Here is an 18,363-nt window from a genome sequence, read left to right as displayed (position 1 = left end):
AAAGAAACCCAAAGCCTTGAAGCGATAACACAAGCGAAAACGAGTGCTAATAATGAAATAAGCGAAAATAAAACGCAAGCGATAACTAACATTAACGAAGCGAAAACGAACGCCAACAACGAAATAAGCGAAAATAAAACGCAAGCGTTAACTAACATTAACGAAGCCAAAGTTAGCGCTACAAATCAAATTAACACCAATAAGCAAGAAGTTTTAAACAACATCACGCAAGAAAAGCAACAAGCCACAAGCGAGATCACGGAAGCCAAAAACCGATCATTATCAAAACATTGATTTTTTTGAGATTGAATAAGGCGTGTTAAAAAACCACTATAATACCCCTAAAAAATGCGAGTTTTAAAGATGCCTTTATTTGATTTAAAAAGCCCCTATCCACCAGCAGGCGATCAGCCCCAAGCCATAGAAGCTTTAACAAAAAGCTTGAAAAATAACAACCATTATCAAACTCTAGTGGGGGTTACAGGGAGCGGTAAGACTTATACGATGGCCAATATCATCGCTCAAACCAATAAACCCACTTTGATCATGAGCCATAATAAGACCTTATGCGCACAGCTTTATAGCGAGTTTAAGGCGTTTTTCCCGCATAATAGGGTGGAGTATTTTATCTCCCACTTTGATTACTACCAGCCTGAGAGCTATATCCCTAGGAGGGATTTATTCATTGAAAAAGACAGCTCTATTAACGATGATTTGGAGCGTTTGAGATTGAGCGCAACCACCTCGCTTTTAGGTTATGATGATGTGATCGTGATAGCGAGCGTTTCGGCTAATTATGGTTTGGGTAACCCTGAAGAATATCTAAAAGTCATGGAAAAAATCAAAGTGGGTGAGAAGCGCGCTTACAAGAGCTTTTTATTAAAGCTAGTGGAAATGGGTTATAGCCGTAATGAAGTGGTGTTTGATAGGGGGAGCTTTAGAGCGACTGGGGAATGCGTGGATATTTTCCCCGCTTATAATGACGCTGAATTTATTAGGATTGAATTTTTTGGCGATGAGATAGAAAGGATTGCGGTCTTTGACGCTGTAGAAAAAAATGAAATCAAGCGCTTGGATTCTGTCATGCTTTATGCGGCCAGTCAGTTTGCCGTAGGGAGTGAAAGATTGAACTTAGCCATTAAAAGCATTGAAGATGAACTCGCTTTAAGATTGAAATTTTTTAAAGAGCAGGATAAAATGCTTGAATACAACCGTCTCAAACAACGCACTGAGCATGATTTAGAAATGATTAGCGCGACCGGTGTGTGTAAGGGCATTGAAAATTACGCGCGCCATTTCACCGGTAAAGCCCCTAATGAAACGCCTTTTTGTTTGTTTGATTATTTAGGGATATTTGAGCGGGAGTTTTTAGTCATTGTGGATGAAAGCCATGTGAGTTTGCCTCAGTTTGGGGGGATGTATGCAGGGGATATGAGCAGGAAAAGCGTTTTAGTGGAATATGGTTTTAGATTGCCTAGCGCTTTAGACAACCGCCCTTTAAAATTTGATGAATTCATCCATAAAAATTGCCAGTTCCTTTTTGTGTCCGCTACGCCCAATAAGCTAGAATTAGAGCTTTCCAAAAAGAATGTCGCTGAGCAAATCATTCGCCCTACAGGGCTTTTAGACCCTAAATTTGAAGTGCGAGACAGCGATAAGCAAGTCCAAGATTTGTTTGATGAAATCAAGTTAGTGGTGGCTAGAGATGAAAGGGTGCTCATCACCACGCTCACTAAAAAAATGGCAGAAGAATTGTGCAAATATTATGCTGAATGGGGCTTGAAAGTGCGTTACATGCATAGTGAAATTGATGCGATTGAACGAAATCACATTATCCGCTCTTTAAGGCTTAAAGAATTTGACATTTTAATAGGGATTAATCTTTTAAGAGAAGGGTTGGATTTGCCTGAAGTCTCTTTAGTAGCGATCATGGATGCGGATAAAGAAGGGTTTTTAAGGAGTGAAACAAGCCTCATTCAAACCATGGGGCGAGCCGCTAGAAACGCTAATGGCAAGGTTTTATTATATGCTAAAAAAACCACTCAAAGCATGCAAAAAGCCTTTGAGATCACGAGTTACAGGCGCGCCAAACAAGAAGAATTCAATAAAATCCATAACATCACCCCCAAAACCGTTACTCGCGCTTTAGAAGAGGAATTGAAATTAAGAGACGATGAGATTAGAATCGCTAAAGCCTTAAAAAAGGACAAAATGCCTAAAAGCGAAAGGGAAAAAATCATTAAAGAATTGGATAAAAAAATGCGAGAATGCGCGAAAAATTTGGATTTTGAAGAAGCGATGCGCTTGAGAGACGAAATCGCTCAATTAAGAACGCTTTAAAAACTATAAGTGTAGTTGAAATAAACCGAGTAATTGCGCCTGAAATCAACTTGGTATAACAAGCTGTTGATCCCGTATTCTAAAAATCGTAAAACTTTGAGGACATCTTCACTATTATTGCTAATGTTATTCATGGAATAATAATGGTTAAAATAATAAGTGGGGATTTTAATCCCAAAGCCAAATTGGTTGTGTTCATTCCCTAAACGAACCCCTAAATCCACCAAAAACTGGAAGCCATTTGGATCCACTTTCCCGCCAAAAGTGTCTAAAAGAAGAGCTTGATACAACAATTCATCGCTCAATTTGCCATACACTCCAGCAAAAGCAATCCCCAGATTGAACCCGGCAAAAAACTTATCCCCATTATAAGCGTTAAGCAATAAATCCATATAAGTGCCGTAAGTGGAAATGATAATAGACTGCGATTCTTTTTGGCCATAAAGAGAAGCGCTCAAATCATAAAATAACCCCCACCTAAAGCCAAACCACTTCGTTTCTTCATGCTTACCCACCCATTTATAGCCTACCTGAACGCCAAAACCATTAGACACATACGAATTTTTAAAAACAGGGCTTAAGCCATCGCTAAAAATAATCTGGCTCTTATTGAATTGCTGGGATAAATTCAAGTTGCTGTAGTTGTGCTGGATGCTCCCCAACTGATACCCAAGCCCCAAATAAAATGCCGATCTATCCGCATAGCGTTTGATGGGCGAAACCACCTTTTTATTAAAAAAAGTGTAATCCCCTTTAGTCAAAACAGCTTTAAAACTATCCGCATGCAAGGCATAAGAAAGCCCTAAAATTAAGTATAACGCTCGTTTCAAAAAACCCCTTAAAACTTCAATTTTTACCGCTTATTTTATAGTTTTGTTTTTGTAAAAACGCGCCTTATCCAAACACCCTTTTAAAAATCGCCCCCACATTTTTAGTGTAATAGCTGTATTCAAAACATGCTTTGATTTCGTCCTCGCTCAAATATTTTTTCAAGCGTTCATCGTTGAGTAGGGCGTTTAAAAACAAATTTTCATCAGCGTTTTTAAAAGCGCCTTGTTGCAAAACCTCCCATATTTTCATCGCATTTTCTTGCACGATAGAATAGCTCTCTTCTCGGCTCAAACCTTTTTTAGGCAATTCCAATAACACCCGTTGCGAAAAGACTAGCCCCCCACTCAAAGCTAAATTTTTAAGCATGTTTTTAGGATAAACCACCAAATTTTCAATCACGCTATTCAGGCGGCTGAGCATAAAATCGCTCGTGATAAACAGATCGGGCAAGGCAAAACGCTCCACAGAGCTATGGCTCATGTCCCTTTCATGCCATAAGGCGACATTTTCTAGCATAGGGGTCGTAAAAGAGCGAATCACCCTGCAAAGCCCAGTGATATTCTCGCTCAATATGGGGTTTCTTTTGTGAGGCATCGCCGAGCTTCCTTTTTGCCCTGTTGAAAAAGCTTCTTCCACTTCATAGACTTCACTGCGTTGCAAATGGCGGATATTGACAGCGATTTTTTCACAACTGCTCGCTAAAAGAGCCAGATCGCATGCAAGCCTAGCGTAGCGGTCCCTTTGAATGACTTGATTATTGATATTGGCGGTTTTTAAGCCTAAAAATTCGCACGCTAATTCTTCTAATTCTAAGGGGGCGTGCGCGAAATTCCCCATAGCCCCACTGATCGCTCCCACGCTGATAAATTCCATCGTTAAATCTAAGGCTTTTAAATGCCGTTTGATCTCATCAGCAAAAAGGGCTAACACTAAGCCAAAAGTAATGGGTTCGCCAAACACCCCATGGCTTCTGCCCACCATTAGCGTGTCTTTATGCTCTAAAGCCTTGCTTTTAAGGGTTTCATAGAGGTTTTTAACGCCTTTTTGAATGAGGTTTAAGCTTTTGGTCATCAATAACGCCATAGCCGTATCAATGCAATCGCTAGAAGTGATCCCATAATGAAAAAAGCGCGATTCTTCGCCCAGGCTTTCAGCCACGCAAGTAGTGAAAGCGATTAAATCATGCTTAGTGGTTTTTTCAATTTCTTTGATGCGTTCAAGATTGAATGCCGCCTTTGAGCAGATTTTTTCACAATCGCTATCTTGGATTTGCCCAAGCTTGTTCCACGCCCTAACGACAGCTTTTTCCACTTCTAAATAGGTTTCAAACTTGGTTTGCTCATTCCATAGGGCTTTCATTTCTTCATTCGCATAGCGTTCTAACACCGACAATCCTTAAAATTAAAATGGGATTTATGTTACTTTAAAGGGGTTTAAAAAGTCAAGGGGGAAAACCACACAAGACGCAACAAAGCGCCTTGATTTGAGAGGAGGGTTATACTTTAGCTTCTTCTCTGCGTTGCAAGTATTCCCAACGCTCATTCACATCTTTTTGCAATTCTTCAATAATGTGTTCGTTTTCTTTTTTGAAAAGGTGTTTGAAGCGTTTTTGTGCCCCTAAATAATCCCTTACAGGAATGATATTTCTTGGGCGGTAAGTGATTTTCAATTCCCTGCCATTAAAGATTTCAAATAGGGGGAACATCAAGCTATCCACAGCCATATCCGCTAATTCAATGGTTTTATTGGATTCAAATTTCCATTCAGTCGTGCATGGGCTAAGAGCGTTGATGAAGCAAGGCCCTTCAGTGTCTAGCGCGGTTTTAATCTTTTTGTTCATGTCTTTCCATTTGTTAGGCGAGAGCTGTGCCACATAAGGGACCCCATGGCTTGCCATGATATTGACGATGTCTTTTTTCTTTTCTTTTTTACCAAAGCTCACCGATCCTGCTGGCGTGGTAGAAGTGCTAGCCCCTAATGGCGTAGAGCCGCTTCTTTGACCGCCGGTATTGGCGTAGTTTTCATTATCTAAGCAAATGTAAGTCATGTCATGCCCTCTTTCCATGCAACCGCTGATGAATTGAAGGCCAATATCATAACTAGCCCCATCGCCTCCAAACGCCACAAATTTTGGTTTTTGACCTTGATAGCGGCCCTTATTCACTAGCGCTTTATACATCGCTTCCACCCCTGAAATCGCCGTAGAGCCATTTTCAAAACCAATATGGATCCAAGGCACATCCCATGAAGTGTGCGGATATACCGCCGAGCATACCTCTAAACAACCGGTAGAATTGCCTAAAACAATAGGCCCATCTACAGCGTTTAAAACTTCGCGCACAATAATGCCATGCCCGCAACCCGGACAAAGCAAGTGCGAGCCTTGAAATTTCTCAGCGCTTTGGCTAAAACCTTTGAGTGTTTTGACTTCTTTTACCATGATTTTTCCTTTTTAAAAAAAGCTCATTTTAGGACCGTGCAAGCCTACGAATTGTTGGGTAGGGTGCGTGAGCGTGCCTTTAAGAGCGTCTTCATTGATTTCTTCAAAAATTTCGCATAAATGCGCGATTGTCATATCCCTTTCGCCTAAACCATAAATGTAGTTAGACACCACAGGGTGTTTAGTCCCTTGCGTTTGATACACCGCGCTCGTTACTTCATTAAACATCGCCCCCATAGCACCTGCTGGAGAGCTCTTGTCTAAAATCGCCAAAGCTTTAAGATTTTTCAAATCCTGCCCTAATCTTTCATAAGGGAAGGGGCGTAAGGAATGGATGGTAGCCACGCCGGCCTTAATGCCTTTTTTACGCATTTCTTTAGCCGCTACGATCGCTGATTCATAAGTAGTGCCTAACGCAAAGATAGCGATTTCAGCGTCTTCTAGCTGGAAAGTTTTAGTCAAATGGTATTGTCTGCCGGTGAGTTTAGCGAAATCATTAAACACTTCTTCAATCACAGAAGATGCGCTCATGATCGCATGGTGGAGTTGGGCTTTATGCTCATAATGCCATTCTTCTTCAGCTTGCGCACCATAGCTTACCGGTTTATCAAAATCCAAAAGGGAATGCTTGGTTTGGTATTCGCCTACGAATTGATAAGCCACTGCATCGCTCAAAGGGCGAACATTCTGCACGGTGTGCGAGCATAAAAACCCGTCTTGATTGACAATAGTAGGCACGCGCACCTTTTGGTGCTCTGCGATTTTAAACGCCATTAAAGTGAAATCGTAAGCTTCTTGAGGGTTGCATGTGCATAAACTGATCCAGCCAGAATCCCTGCTTAAATACATATCAGAATGATCGCCATGGATATTCAAAGGGGCTGCTAAAGCACGATTGACTAAATTCAAAACGATAGGTAAACGCATGCCAGAAGCCTGGTATAAAACCTCTACCATTAACGCCAAACCTTGAGAGCTGGTCGCAGTGCTGACTCTCCCTCCAGCAGCGGCCGCTCCCACGCATGCACTCATGGCGGCATGCTCAGATTCCACTAAAACGAATTCGCCATCAATATAGCCATTATCTTTAAACGAGCCATAATTTTGCACAATGGGCGTTGATGGGGTGATAGGATAGGCTGCGATGACATCAATTTGAGCCTGTCTTAAAGCGTTAGAACTAGCGGTATTGCCATCCCACACTTCTATCTCTTGCAATTCAATACTTCTTGCCATATTTTTTCCTTATGATTTTTTCTTTTCTTGTTTTTGCGGCCATTGAGTGAGGGCGGTAGCGGGATCAATTTGTTCTTCAAACATCCATAGCGATTTAGGGTTGGTGGGGCAGACATCCACGCACACGCCACAGCCTTTACAATGAGAATAATCCACGCCTTTTAATTTGCCCTCTCTTGAAAGAATGGCAGCGTCTGGGCAATAAACCCAACAATTAAAGCAATTGATGCAAATATTATTGTTATGCACAGGCTTAGCCACGCGCCAATGAGCCACTGAAGTGGTGAAGTAGCTTTGCTCGGTGTAATGGCGCTCATCGTTGTGTTTTTCCATTTCGCTTTGCGCGTTTTTTTCAAAAGGGAAGAGCACCGCTCCCATTTCAAATTCATTCCAATCTTTCATTTTTAATCCTTAATGTTATTGAACTTCTTCATAAGCTCTTTGGATAGCGAGCATGTTAGCGTCAATGACTTCTTGCGTGAGTTTTTTGCCTAAAACTTTCTTAAAAGCTTCTTTAAAAGCCTCAATTTCAAGCATGCCAGACACTTTCATTAAAGCCCCTAACATGGGCGTGTTGGGGATAGGGCGTTTTAAGGTTTCCATAGAGATTTTTAAACAATCCACTAAAAACACCTTACGGGTTTTTAATTCAGGTTTTTTTTCAAACAATTCTTCTTTGTTAAGATAGCTAGTGATGATATAAGTCGTGTCTTCTTTTTCATTAGCGAAAATGTTTTCAATGAAAACCAAACCGGGATCAATCACCAGCACATAATCAGGCTGCATGAAGCGCTCATGGTTTAAAATAGGCTCATCATCAACGCGGTTATAAGCCATCATAGCAGCCCCCCTTTTAGCTGAACCATAAGAAGCGAACGCTTGCACTTCTTTGCCTGTTTTTGAAATCACATCGGCTAGCCCCTTAGCGCCGGTGATAGCACCTTGACCAGCTCGCGCATGCCATCTAATTTGAAACATGGTAATATGTCTCCTTAATATCGTATAAAATAAATTGAATTTAGCCTAGAATTATACAAGAAAAACTATTAATGTGTCTTATAACAATATCTTTTTAGGAATTTTTATAGGAAAATGGGGGCATACCTACAAGAATTATGGCTATTTATTCTAAAAAGATAGGCGTTCTTAATCAAAATCACTAATATTTATTTTAAACTTTGTTATTATTAGGGCGTGATTTGATCTTAGTCTATTAGGGCAAGTGTGGGGCAGGATAACATAAGGAATTGGGTTATGGATAAAACAATGGTTAAAATATTGATGGGCATGGCGTTATTATCATCGCTTCAAGCCGCAGAGGCAGAGCTTGATGAAAAATCAAAAAAACCTAAATTTGCGGACAGGAATACCTTTTATTTAGGGGTTGGGTATCAACTTAGCGCGATCAACACATCTTTTAGCACCGAGTCTGTAGATAAATCGTATTTCATGACCGGCAATGGCTTTGGTGTGGTGTTAGGGGGGAAATTTGTGGCTAAAACGCAAGCTGTAGAGCATGTGGGTTTTCGTTACGGGTTGTTTTATGATCAAACTTTTTCTTCTCACAAATCCTATATTTCTACCTATGGTTTAGAATTTAGCGGTTTGTGGGACGCTTTCAATTCGCCAAAGATGTTTTTAGGGTTAGAGTTTGGTGTAGGCATCGCTGGGGCGACTTACATGCCAGGAGGGGCTATGCATGGGGTTATCGCTCAAAATTTAGGCAAAGAAAATTCGCTTTTCCAATTGCTTGTGAAAGTGGGTTTTCGTTTTGGCTTTTTCCACAATGAAATCACTTTCGGATTGAAATTCCCTTTCATTCCTAACAAAAGAACTGAAATTATTGATGGCTTGAGCGCGACTACTTTATGGCACCGCTTACCGGTAGCTTATTTCAATTATATCTATAATTTTTAGATATGGTTATTTGGAGGTTTTAGATTTGACAAAATCAATCAACTCTTTTGTGTCTATGGTTAGGGTTAAGAATTGCTGATAAGTGGTGATCCACTTGCCCCCTTTCCCATACAAATGATACCCATCGCCCCCACCTAAAAAGTTAAAAAACGCATCCGCTCGCACGCTTATCCATTTATTTTTATAAACATAATAAAGCCCTATCATGTCAAAATTAGGGGCTCTATACCATGGCAATCCGGTATAAAGGGATTGGCCATAAGTAGCATAAAAGTGCATTTGGGGTTTGTTGGAAAAATAGTATCTGTTAAAAATCCCAAAGCCTTTGTATTGCGCTTGGGCGTAAAATTCCCCCCCAAAGCTGTTATAAAATCGGGCGTTTTTGCACTCGCTAGCATAACGCACGCAATAATGGGTTTGAGACGACTGCGTGCCAAAGGTCATAAAAATATTATCCATATAAGGCATGAGATTTTTAAAATCCGCTTTTAAATAAGCATGGTAATAAACCCTGTCTAAAATAGTGGGGTTAGAGTATTTCCCTATTTCTCCGCCTTGTGGGTTATTTTTTTGACTGAAATAGGGGTAGCCATTAGGCCATTGCGGGGTTGCATCGCCTGGTTTTAAGTAGGAATTTCCGCCATAAGGGTAGTTATCTCCCATGCTATGAGAGCTAGCGTTATGAAAAATGACAAGCTGTCCCCCTAAACCTAAATACTCTTTAAGAAACTGAAATTCTGAAGAAACAAAATACAAGAATTGATCAAAATCGTAATTTTTCTTTTTGGGCTGGTTGTTCCAATTGCGCCCCCCATACCAATCCACAACGCCCTCAAACCACCCATTCCACCAGCGGTTAGGATCATAAGCTGGTTTGAATTGAAACGCTCCTCCCCTAAAAGTAGGGTCTATAAACCAAAAAAGTTTTTTAAAAGCGCTTAAAGGGTAATGCCCTATTTGATAGCTTCGCGGCACAATGCCTAAAAAAAATCTCAAATTTTTCCCTATGTATTGGTAATACATCGTAACGCCCCACGAATAAGGGAAGTAGCTATAATGCGTGTGCAAATTTTGGATAAACCACGCTCCAAACATCAAGGCCTGTCTTTTGTCCAATTGGACGCCAATTTGAGGCATGAGACGACCTTGCATTTTGGTTAGGCTATTCCAATAGGGGTTGTTATTTGGGGCCACTAAATTGAAGTTAAAGCTCATGAACTTCAAGTCATAGACAAAACTAGCCGCTTTTATTAAGGGTGGTATTAAAAAACCTGAAAACAACAACGCATAAAGAGATTTTTTTAAGAAAATCAAACTAAAACACAGCCCCTTTCACCATCTTTTAAAATTGCAGCATTTAAAATAGCGGCACTTAAAGACAAGATACGATTTTAAATTAATTTGCTTTAAAAACAACATAAAAACCAAAAACAGAACCCTTTCAAGTTCGGTTTTTTTTTAGATAAAATAGCTTTAAAAAAGGGTGTTTAATTTTTTATGACTTCAGCTTCAAATCATTCTTTCAAAGAACAAGATTTTCATATTCCTATCGCTTTTGCTTTTGATAAGAATTACCTCATTCCTGCGGGTGCGTGTCTTTATTCCTTGCTAGAAAGCATCGCTAAAGCCAATAAAAAAATCCGCTACACCCTACACGCTTTAGTGGTAGGCTTGAATGAAGAAGATAAAGCAAAACTCCACCAAATCACAGAACCTTTTAAAGAATTTGCTGTTTTAGAAGTAAAAGATATTGAACCTTTTTTAGACACTATCCCTAACCCTTTTGATGAGGATTTCACCAAGCGTTTTTCTAAAATGGTGTTAGTGAAATATTTTCTAGCGGATTTATTCCCCAAATATTCTAAAATGGTGTGGAGCGATGTGGATGTTATCTTTTGCAATGAATTTAGCGCTGATTTCTTAAACATTAAAGAAAATGATGAGAATTATTTTTATGGGGTTTTAGGAGGTGGAGAGTGCCATGTGCTAGAAGGGTTTTTGTTTTGTAATTTAGATTACCAGCGCAAGAACCATTTTGTCTCAAAAACCCGTGCACTTTTGGAAGAAAATAGGGCTACAGAGGAGTTGGATTTTACGAAATGGTGTTGGCCTAACATGCAAGCTTTAGGGATTGAGTATTGCGTTTTCCCTTATTATTACACTGTCAAAGATTTTTCTGCATCTTTGCCTGAGGATTATTTTTTGCATGAGATTTATAAGAGAACCATCTCAAACGCGCTCAAAAACCCTATAGTCATCCATTATGATGTTTGGTGGGGGGCGGTGAAGCCTTGGGATTATCCTTTTGGTTTAAAAGCGGATTTGTGGCTGAACGCTTTGGCTAAAACCCCATTTATGAGCGATTGGATTGATTCGATCGCTAGGGTGGAAATAGGCAGCGAAAAATGGCATCGTTACCACAGCATTGTTGCCTATCACTACTACTTTCCCCTATATAAGACTGAAGAGCAGATCGCCCACGACGCGCTCAAGACCTTTTTAGACCATTATTTTTCGTGCATCCATGCCACAATCAAGCAAGAAAATCTCGGAATGTTCTTGAACCACTACTTCTCGCATGCCCATGCAGAGATCAAAGAAAACTCCCTTGAAGCGTTCTTGAACCACTACTTCTCACATGCCCATGCAGAGATCAAAGAAAACTCCCTTGAAGCGTTCTTGAACCACTACTTCTCACATGTTTATAGACTCCCTAAAAACGCGCAAAAGAGACTCCTTAGGGTGTTTGTCAAACATTGCATTCTCATACCATTCAAGAGTCTTATTAGTAAAACCCTTAAAATCCTAGGACTTCATGGGCTTGTGAAAAAAATCCTAATCCAACTCAAGCTCTTAAAAAAGAGCTAGAGCCAAAGCCTTTAATCAAACGATTTTTTCATATCAATCACATAGCGGAATTTCGCTTTCCCATGGGTTAGGTTGTGATAAGCGGTGTCAATATCCTTGCCTAAGATCAAATCTATTTCAGGGTAAATATTGTGTTTGATAGAAAAATCCATCATTTCTTGGGTTTCTTTAATGCCCCCAATCAATGAGCCATAAACCTTGCGATTGCCTAAATGGATAAAATCAAAAACGCTAAGCACTGGAGCGACTTCTACAGGGGGGAGTCCCACAAGGGCTAATTCGCCACTATAAGTTAAGAGCTTGAGGTAGTCTTTTAAATCGTAATGGGTAGGAATGGTTGAAATGATAAAGTCCAATTCTTCTTTGCATTGTTTGGGGTCAGTGTAGAAATGTTTAACCCCCATGCTCAAAGCGTCTTGCTTTTTGTGTTCGTTTCTTGCAAAAACGCTCACTTCAGCCCCCATAGCCACAGCGTATTTAACCGCCATGCCTCCTAGCCCGCCAAACCCAGCGACGCCAACTTTTGTGTCTTTAGTAACCTTAGAAAATTTTAAGGGCGAATAAGTGGTGATGCCCGCGCAAAGCAAGGGGGCTACTTTTTCTAAAGGAGCGTTTTTATCCACGCTAATCACATAGTTTTCATCCACGACAATATTATTAGAGTATCCGCCCATGTGGGGTTCATTATCATGGAAATAATCCAAACAATCATAAGTGAATACCACTTTGGCACAAAATTGCTCTTGGTGTTCTTTACAGGGCTTACACGCTTTGCATGAATTGACAAAACAGCCCACGCCCACCACATCGCCAACCTTAAATTTCTTAACTTCCTTACCCACTTCTTTGATGACCCCAGCAATTTCATGCCCAGGAATCATAGGGTAAATGCCTTCTTTCCATTCGCTATAAGCACTATGAATATCGCTATGGCAAATCCCTGCATAAAGAATGTCAATCAGCACATCTTTAGGGCCTACAGCATGGCGGCTAAAATCATGGGGTTTGAAATGCCCGTCTTTAGAAAAAATAGCAAAACCTTTAGATTGAACTCTCATTAAAACTCCTTGTTTGATTAAAATACCGCTATTGTATCGTTTTTATGGTTTGCTTATGTTTCTATAGGTTTAACTAATTTTATAGCTGTTGGTTATATGGTAGCGTTGTTTGGCGCGTTTAAACGCACCCCTTACACTAATCGCTTTTATCTTAAGCGGCTACTATTTGCTAAATTTTATCATGCAGTAAATAATTCTCTAACGCAATGCCTGCCCCATCAAGTCCCGGAGTTTTTTTCAGCACGACATGCACAGGGATAGAAGCGAGAAACGCTCCCATGCGCCCTTTCGTTTCAAAACGCACTCTAAAGGGCGAAGTTTTAAAATAATCAATGAATCGTGGGATAATCCCTCCACACAAATACACGCCCCCCCTAGCCCCCAAAGTGAGAGCCACATCAGCAGCGAGCGTGCCTAGCATGGAGCAAAAAGTGTCCAAGGTCAATCGGCATATAGGGTAATCCCCATTCAAAGCGCGTTCGCTAATGATTTGTGGGGTTAATTCAGCCTTGCTTAACTTCGCCACTTTTTCTAAGCCTTTGCGTTTAGACAGGGCTTCATAAATCAGCACCAGACCACTCCCGCTCAAAAACCTTTCCGCACTCACATGGTTGAATTTAGAGCGGGCGTATTGCCACACTAAAATTTCTAGATCATCAAAAGGGGCGAAGCTCACATGCCCTCCTTCACCGGGCAAGACTTTCAAAGAGCCATCGCTGTTTTGGATAAGAGTGCTTACCCCAAGCCCGGTTCCTGGCCCTAAAATCGCTTTAGGAGCGTTGATTTCGCACTTAATCCCGCCTATTTGAGCCAGATCGTTTTCTTGCATCGCGCTAATGGCATAGGCTTGTGCGACAAAATCATTGATGACAAGCAATTTTTTTAAATCCAAACATTGCCGTGTCGTTTCAATAGAAAAAGTCCAATGGTTGTTAGTCATTTGGACAAAATCCCCCATAATGGGCGTAGCCACAGCAAAAGAGCCATAAATAGGGTGCAGTTTAAGGCTTTCTTTGCATTTAGAAAGATAAAACCGCACCGCATCGCTCAAGCTTTCAAAATCTTCGCACCGCAAGACTTCAATGCATTCAATCTGTCGTGGGGCGACTTCCAAACCAAAGCGCGCGTTCGTGCCGCCAATATCGGCTAATAGTCTTGGGTAAGTTTCAGTTTTTGGCATAAAACACCTCCGTGGTAACTTTTTGAGAATGTAAAATCCGAGCAATCGGCAGAGAATAGGGAGAGTTTTCTTTTAAAGCTTTTTCTAAAACCTCCCTTTTTTCTACCCCACTAATGCTTAAGAAAAGTTTTTCGCAATTTTCTAAGGCGTTAACAGACATGCTTAAGCGTTCATAAGGAGCGTTAATTGGCTTAGTCAAAACGATATTTTCTTTTTCTTCGTTTAAAAAAGCGCTCGTTTCAGGAAAAAGGCTAGCCGTATGCCCGTCAGTCCCCATGCCCAAAATGGCTAAATGGGGCTGTTTGAAATGCTGGTTAGCAAAATGAAAAAGCGTGTTTGTATCGCTAGAAATCTTTTCAGGCAAAAGCGGAATGAAAGAAGCTTTTAAAGCGTTATTTTGCAACAAGTAGTCATGCAATAATTTGGTGTTGCTGTCATCATGATTTGTGTCTATAATGCGCTCATCTACTAGACTGATTAAACACTCATGCCATCTGAGATCCAAGACGCTTAATTTTTGCAACAAACCAATGGGCGAACGGCCCCCAGAAAAAGCGATAGAAACTTGATGGTGCTTTTTTAAGGCGGTGTTAAAAAATTCTTTAAAACGCTCTATTAAAGCCTTGTGGCAATCTTTCAAATTTTCAAATTCAAACAATTGATAACCCATGAAATCCCTTTTACTGATAGAGTGGTTTTAAAAATTCGGATTCGTTTAGATTATGGCTTTCATAGGAATATAAGGGCGTGGCGTTATTCATAAAACCCTCTATGAGCGTGTCAATAAAAACCCATGACGCTTCTAATTCCAACTGGTGGGCGAAATTATTGTGGTTGTTTTGTATCGCATCATAGAGCAATTTAGCGTAGGGCTGTAAAAATTCTTGTTTGTTATGGGTTTCTAAAATAAGGGGGTTTTGATGATCTTTTAGGGTGAGAGTGATTTTATCTTGAGAGAGGAAAAATTCTAGCGTATTGACTGCGTTAAAATGGATTTTCACGCTCGCTTGGTTGCGGGGCATTTTTTTAGCGTGCTTAAGGTAGAAAGGCACGCCTTTAAATTTAGGCGTATCCAAAAAGGCTTTAATAGCGACAAAAGTTTCTGTCTGACTTTCTTTATGGACCTTATTTTCATCTCTATAGCCTTGATACTGGGCCCGAATAACCTGTTTTTTAAAATCTTTAGGGGGTTGTAAGGTTTTTAAAACTTTGATTTTTTCTTGCCTCAAATCTTTTAAATCGTTGGGTAAATCTGTAGCGATAAGGGATAAAACTTGCAAGAGATGGTTTTGAACCATATCCCTTAAAGCCCCGATTTTATCGTAAAATTCGCCTCTTTCTTCCACCCCTAAAGTCTCATACACGCAGATTTCAACCGTGCTGATTTGATCCCATAAAATGTTTAAGATAGGGTTATTCAAGCGCAATTCAAGGATATTTTGAACGCCCTTTTTCCCTAAATAATGATCAATTCTAAAAATTTGCTCTTCTTTAAAAAAAGCGCTAATGCTTTGGAAAATTTCTTTACAAGTCTTTAAATCATGCCCTAAAGGCTTTTCTAAAATCAAGCGCGTGTTGGCGTGATTGAGCGCGTTTTGGGCCAAATTTTGAGCGGTCGTTGCAAAAAAACTAGGCGAGATAGAAAAGTAGAAAATCAAGAGTTTATTTTTTGTAGCGATTTTACTCAATTCTTCAAAGTCTTTAGGGTTATCCAAACGAACGCACAAATAACTGATATGGGCTAAAAATTCCCTACCCTTTTCTCTTGAATGCAGTTGTGTCTTTTCACAAAGGAGCGCTAAAAACTCTTCATTGGATAGCTCCTTACGCCCTGATGCGATAATTCTAGAATCTTTTTTAAAACCATAATGGGTATAAATTTCATAGAGCGAAACAAAGAGCTTTCGCATGGCCAAATCCCCAGTCGCGCCAAAAAGAACCAAATCAAAATCCAACATCAATAACCCTTTTAGAGTGTTTTTAAGTTATTATTATATATTAAATCTTAATTGAAGGGGTATTCATGCCTAAGCATTCTTTAGAACAAATCAAAGAAAAAATTACAGAGCGTAGCAAAAAAACCAGAGAGCTTTATTTAGAAAATATCTTTAACCCTAAAAACCAGCCCAAGATTGAGAGTTTGGGTTGTGCGAATATTGCGCATGTTACAGCGAGCATGCCAGAGCATTTAAAAATGCCTTTAGGTTCGCATAAAAGAAAGCATTTTGCGATTATCACCGCTTATAATGACATGCTTTCAGCCCACCAACCTTTTAAAAATTACCCTGATTTGATTAAAAAAGAGTTGCAAGAGCATAACGCTTATGCGAGCGTCGCTAGTGGCGTGCCAGCGATGTGTGATGGTATCACGCAGGGTTATGAGGGAATGGAATTGAGCTTATTCAGTAGAGATGTGATTGCCTTAAGCACCGCCGTAGGGTTAAGCCATAATGTTTTTGACGGGGCGTTTTTTTTAGGCGTGTGCGATAAAATCGTGCCAGGCTTGCTTATAGGAGCGTTAAGTTTTGGGAATTTAGCGAGCGTGTTTGTGCCAAGCGGGCCTATGGTGAGCGGGATAGAAAATTATAAAAAAGCCAAAGCGCGCCAAGATTTTGCAATGGGAAAAATCAACAGAGAAGAGCTTTTAAAAGTGGAAATGCAAAGCTATCATGATGTGGGCACTTGCACTTTTTATGGCACGGCTAATTCTAATCAAATGATGATGGAGTTTATGGGGTTGCATGTGGCTAATTCTAGCTTTATCAACCCTAACAACCCCTTACGAAAGGTTTTAGTAGAAGAGAGCGCGAAAAGATTAGCGAGCGGGAAAGTTCTGCCTTTAGCCAAACTCATTGATGAAAAAAGCATTCTTAACGCTCTTATAGGTTTGATGGCAACCGGAGGTTCTACTAACCACACTTTGCATTTGATCGCTATCGCTAGATCTTGTGGGGTGATCCTCAATTGGGACGATTTTGATGCAGTTTCTAATCTCATACCCCTTTTAGCTAAAGTCTATCCTAACGGATCAGCGGATGTGAACGCTTTTGAAGCCTGTGGGGGCTTAGCGTTTGTGATCAAGGAATTGTTAAAAGAGGGGCTTTTATTTGAAGACACTCATACGATTATGGATACAGAAACGCAAAAAGGCATGCAAAATTACACCAAAACCCCCTTTTTAGAAAACGACCACTTGGTGTATAAAGACGCCATTAATCATAGCCTGAATACGGATATTTTACGCCCTGTGAGCGAGCCTTTCGCCGCTAATGGGGGGCTTAAAATTTTGAAGGGTAATTTGGGGCGGGCCGTGATTAAAATCTCAGCCATTAAAGATGAGCATAGGAAAGTTAAGGCCAGAGCGATTGTTTTTAAAACCCAAAGCGAATTTTTAGAACGCTTTAAAAATAAAGAATTAGAAAAGGACTTTGTGGCGGTCTTGCCTTTCCAGGGGCCCAAATCTAACGGCATGCCAGAATTGCACAAACTCACCACGAATTTAGGGGCTTTGCAGGATATGGGCTATAAGGTTGCACTCGTTACGGATGGGCGCATGAGTGGGGCGAGCGGGAAAGTGCCTAGCGCGATCCATTTAAGCCCTGAGGGAGCGTTAAATGGGGCGATTGTTAAGATTAAAGATGGCGATTGGATAGAATTAGACGCTCTTAATAACGCCTTGAATGTGCTTGAAAAGGATTTTGAAAATAGAGGGATCAACCCTTTGTTTTTAGAAACCTTAGAAAATTTAGAAAAGCCTACTTTTGGGCTGGGTAGGGAATTGTTTACGAGTTTGAGATTGAATGTTAATACCGCTGAAGAGGGCGGCATGAGTTTTGGTATAAAGGTATAAAAATATAAAGGAGATAAAATGCAAGATAAAATAATAGAGGTTTTACAAATCAGCCCCATTGTCCCTGTGGTGGTGATTGAAAATATAAAAGACGCTGTGCCTTTAGCGCAAAGCCTGATAGAGGGGGGTATTCCAATCATAGAAGTAACTTTGCGCTCCAGTTGTGCTTTAGAGGCCATAGAGCTTATCGCTAAGAATGTGCCAAAAATGCGCGTGGGCGCTGGCACGATCTTAAATCTTACTCAATTAGAGCAAGCGCAAAATAGGGGGGCAGAGTTTTTGATTAGCCCGGGCCTTACGATAGAGCTTTTAGAACACGCAAAGAAAAAAGACATGCCCCTAATACCTGGGGTTTCTAGCAGTAGTGAAGTCATGCAAGCCTTAGAATTGGGCTATAACGCTTTGAAATTTTTCCCGGCAGAGTATTGCGGGGGCGTTAAACTTTTAAACGCTTTTAATGGCCCTTTTAAAGGGGTGAAATTTTGCCCCACTGGGGGGATTAGTGCAGATAACATGCGTTCTTATTTAAATTTAGAAAATGTTTTGTGCGTGGGGGGGAGTTGGCTTACCCCTAAAGATTTAATTCAAAACAAGGAGTGGGATAAGATCACAGAAATTTGTAAGAGAGCGTTAGCTTAAGATA

At 40.4% G+C, this 18,363-nt stretch carries 16 protein-coding genes and 1 pseudogene; 6 read left to right on the top strand and 11 right to left on the bottom strand.

The features are described 5' to 3' along the window. Positions 1-294 (top strand): annotated as a pseudogene (locus QU01_RS06655) (hypothetical protein); the annotation flags it as partial. A gap of 69 nt (positions 295-363) precedes the next feature. After that, positions 364-2,340 (top strand): excinuclease ABC subunit UvrB, encoded by a 1,977-nt coding sequence (gene uvrB, locus QU01_RS06650; protein ID WP_033763036.1) that lies wholly within the window; start codon positions 364-366, stop codon positions 2,338-2,340. Here uvrB and QU01_RS06645 read toward each other — a convergent pair. From QU01_RS06645 to QU01_RS06620, 6 genes are all read right to left on the bottom strand, one after another. Beyond that, complete coding sequence (locus QU01_RS06645; protein ID WP_033763033.1) at positions 2,337-3,170, bottom strand: outer membrane protein; 834 nt, start codon at positions 3,168-3,170, stop codon at positions 2,337-2,339. The genes uvrB and QU01_RS06645 overlap by 4 nt on opposite strands. 64 nt (positions 3,171-3,234) lie before the next feature. Further along, entirely contained in the window at positions 3,235-4,557 is a 1,323-nt protein-coding gene (gene purB, locus QU01_RS06640; protein ID WP_033763031.1) for an adenylosuccinate lyase, read from the bottom strand. 109 nt (positions 4,558-4,666) lie between these two features. Beyond that, positions 4,667-5,611, bottom strand: a complete 945-nt coding sequence (locus tag QU01_RS06635; protein WP_000238160.1) for a thiamine pyrophosphate-dependent enzyme — start codon at positions 5,609-5,611, stop codon at positions 4,667-4,669. 12 nt (positions 5,612-5,623) lie between these two features. Further along, positions 5,624-6,847 (bottom strand): 2-oxoacid:ferredoxin oxidoreductase subunit alpha, encoded by a 1,224-nt coding sequence (locus QU01_RS06630; RefSeq protein WP_000124325.1) that lies wholly within the window; start codon positions 6,845-6,847, stop codon positions 5,624-5,626. 9 nt (positions 6,848-6,856) lie between these two features. Further along, positions 6,857-7,249, bottom strand: a complete 393-nt coding sequence (locus tag QU01_RS06625) for a 4Fe-4S dicluster-binding protein (protein WP_000656169.1) — start codon at positions 7,247-7,249, stop codon at positions 6,857-6,859. A 15-nt stretch (positions 7,250-7,264) separates the two neighbouring features. After that, positions 7,265-7,825 carry a pyruvate flavodoxin oxidoreductase subunit gamma gene (locus QU01_RS06620; RefSeq protein ID WP_000486466.1) on the bottom strand — a complete coding sequence of 187 codons (561 nt, stop codon included), beginning with the start codon at positions 7,823-7,825 and terminating at the stop codon, positions 7,265-7,267. Between the two features lie 276 nt (positions 7,826-8,101). Here QU01_RS06620 and QU01_RS06615 point away from each other — a divergent pair, with 276 nt between their 5' ends. Next, the gene (locus QU01_RS06615; RefSeq protein WP_033763027.1) at positions 8,102-8,764 is read left to right on the top strand and encodes an outer membrane protein; all 663 of its coding nucleotides are present in this window, start codon (positions 8,102-8,104) and stop codon (positions 8,762-8,764) included. 6 nt (positions 8,765-8,770) lie between these two features. Here QU01_RS06615 and QU01_RS06610 read toward each other — a convergent pair whose 3' ends face one another. Continuing rightward, positions 8,771-10,078 (bottom strand): hypothetical protein, encoded by a 1,308-nt coding sequence (locus QU01_RS06610; protein WP_033763024.1) that lies wholly within the window; start codon positions 10,076-10,078, stop codon positions 8,771-8,773. A gap of 183 nt (positions 10,079-10,261) precedes the next feature. On the opposite strand from QU01_RS06610, the gene QU01_RS06605 reads away from it, so the two are divergent. After that, entirely contained in the window at positions 10,262-11,632 is a 1,371-nt protein-coding gene (locus QU01_RS06605; RefSeq protein ID WP_033763022.1) for a glycosyltransferase, read from the top strand. An 11-nt stretch (positions 11,633-11,643) separates the two neighbouring features. Here QU01_RS06605 and QU01_RS06600 read toward each other — a convergent pair whose 3' ends face one another. The 4 genes from QU01_RS06600 to QU01_RS06585 form a co-directional block, all read right to left on the bottom strand. Beyond that, positions 11,644-12,690, bottom strand: coding sequence for an NAD(P)-dependent alcohol dehydrogenase (locus QU01_RS06600; protein ID WP_033763020.1), 1,047 nt, complete (start codon positions 12,688-12,690; stop codon positions 11,644-11,646). 169 nt (positions 12,691-12,859) lie between these two features. Next, on the bottom strand, positions 12,860-13,870 hold the full coding sequence (locus QU01_RS06595) for a glucokinase (protein WP_033763018.1): 1,011 nt from the start codon (positions 13,868-13,870) through the stop codon (positions 12,860-12,862). After that, positions 13,857-14,540, bottom strand: a complete 684-nt coding sequence (gene pgl / locus QU01_RS06590; protein ID WP_033763017.1) for a 6-phosphogluconolactonase — start codon at positions 14,538-14,540, stop codon at positions 13,857-13,859. Before pgl ends, QU01_RS06595 begins: the two co-directional genes overlap by 14 nt. Before the next feature lie 10 nt (positions 14,541-14,550). Continuing rightward, positions 14,551-15,828, bottom strand: coding sequence for a glucose-6-phosphate dehydrogenase (locus tag QU01_RS06585; RefSeq protein ID WP_033763014.1), 1,278 nt, complete (start codon positions 15,826-15,828; stop codon positions 14,551-14,553). 65 nt (positions 15,829-15,893) lie between these two features. Here QU01_RS06585 and edd point away from each other — a divergent pair, with 65 nt between their 5' ends. After that, complete coding sequence (gene edd, locus QU01_RS06580; RefSeq protein WP_033763012.1) at positions 15,894-17,720, top strand: phosphogluconate dehydratase; 1,827 nt, start codon at positions 15,894-15,896, stop codon at positions 17,718-17,720. An 18-nt stretch (positions 17,721-17,738) separates the two neighbouring features. Continuing rightward, a complete protein-coding gene (locus QU01_RS06575) occupies positions 17,739-18,359 on the top strand; it encodes a bifunctional 4-hydroxy-2-oxoglutarate aldolase/2-dehydro-3-deoxy-phosphogluconate aldolase (protein ID WP_033763011.1) in 621 nt (206 codons plus the stop codon). The last annotated feature ends 4 nt before the right edge of the window (positions 18,360-18,363 follow it).

Origin of the sequence: Helicobacter pylori SA221C, from assembly GCF_000476855.1 — a bacterium.
Classification (GTDB): Bacteria; Campylobacterota; Campylobacteria; order Campylobacterales; family Helicobacteraceae; genus Helicobacter; species Helicobacter pylori_DK.
The sequence above is the reverse complement of the archived record's forward strand: the minus strand, read 5'-3'. Positions and strand labels throughout refer to the sequence as shown.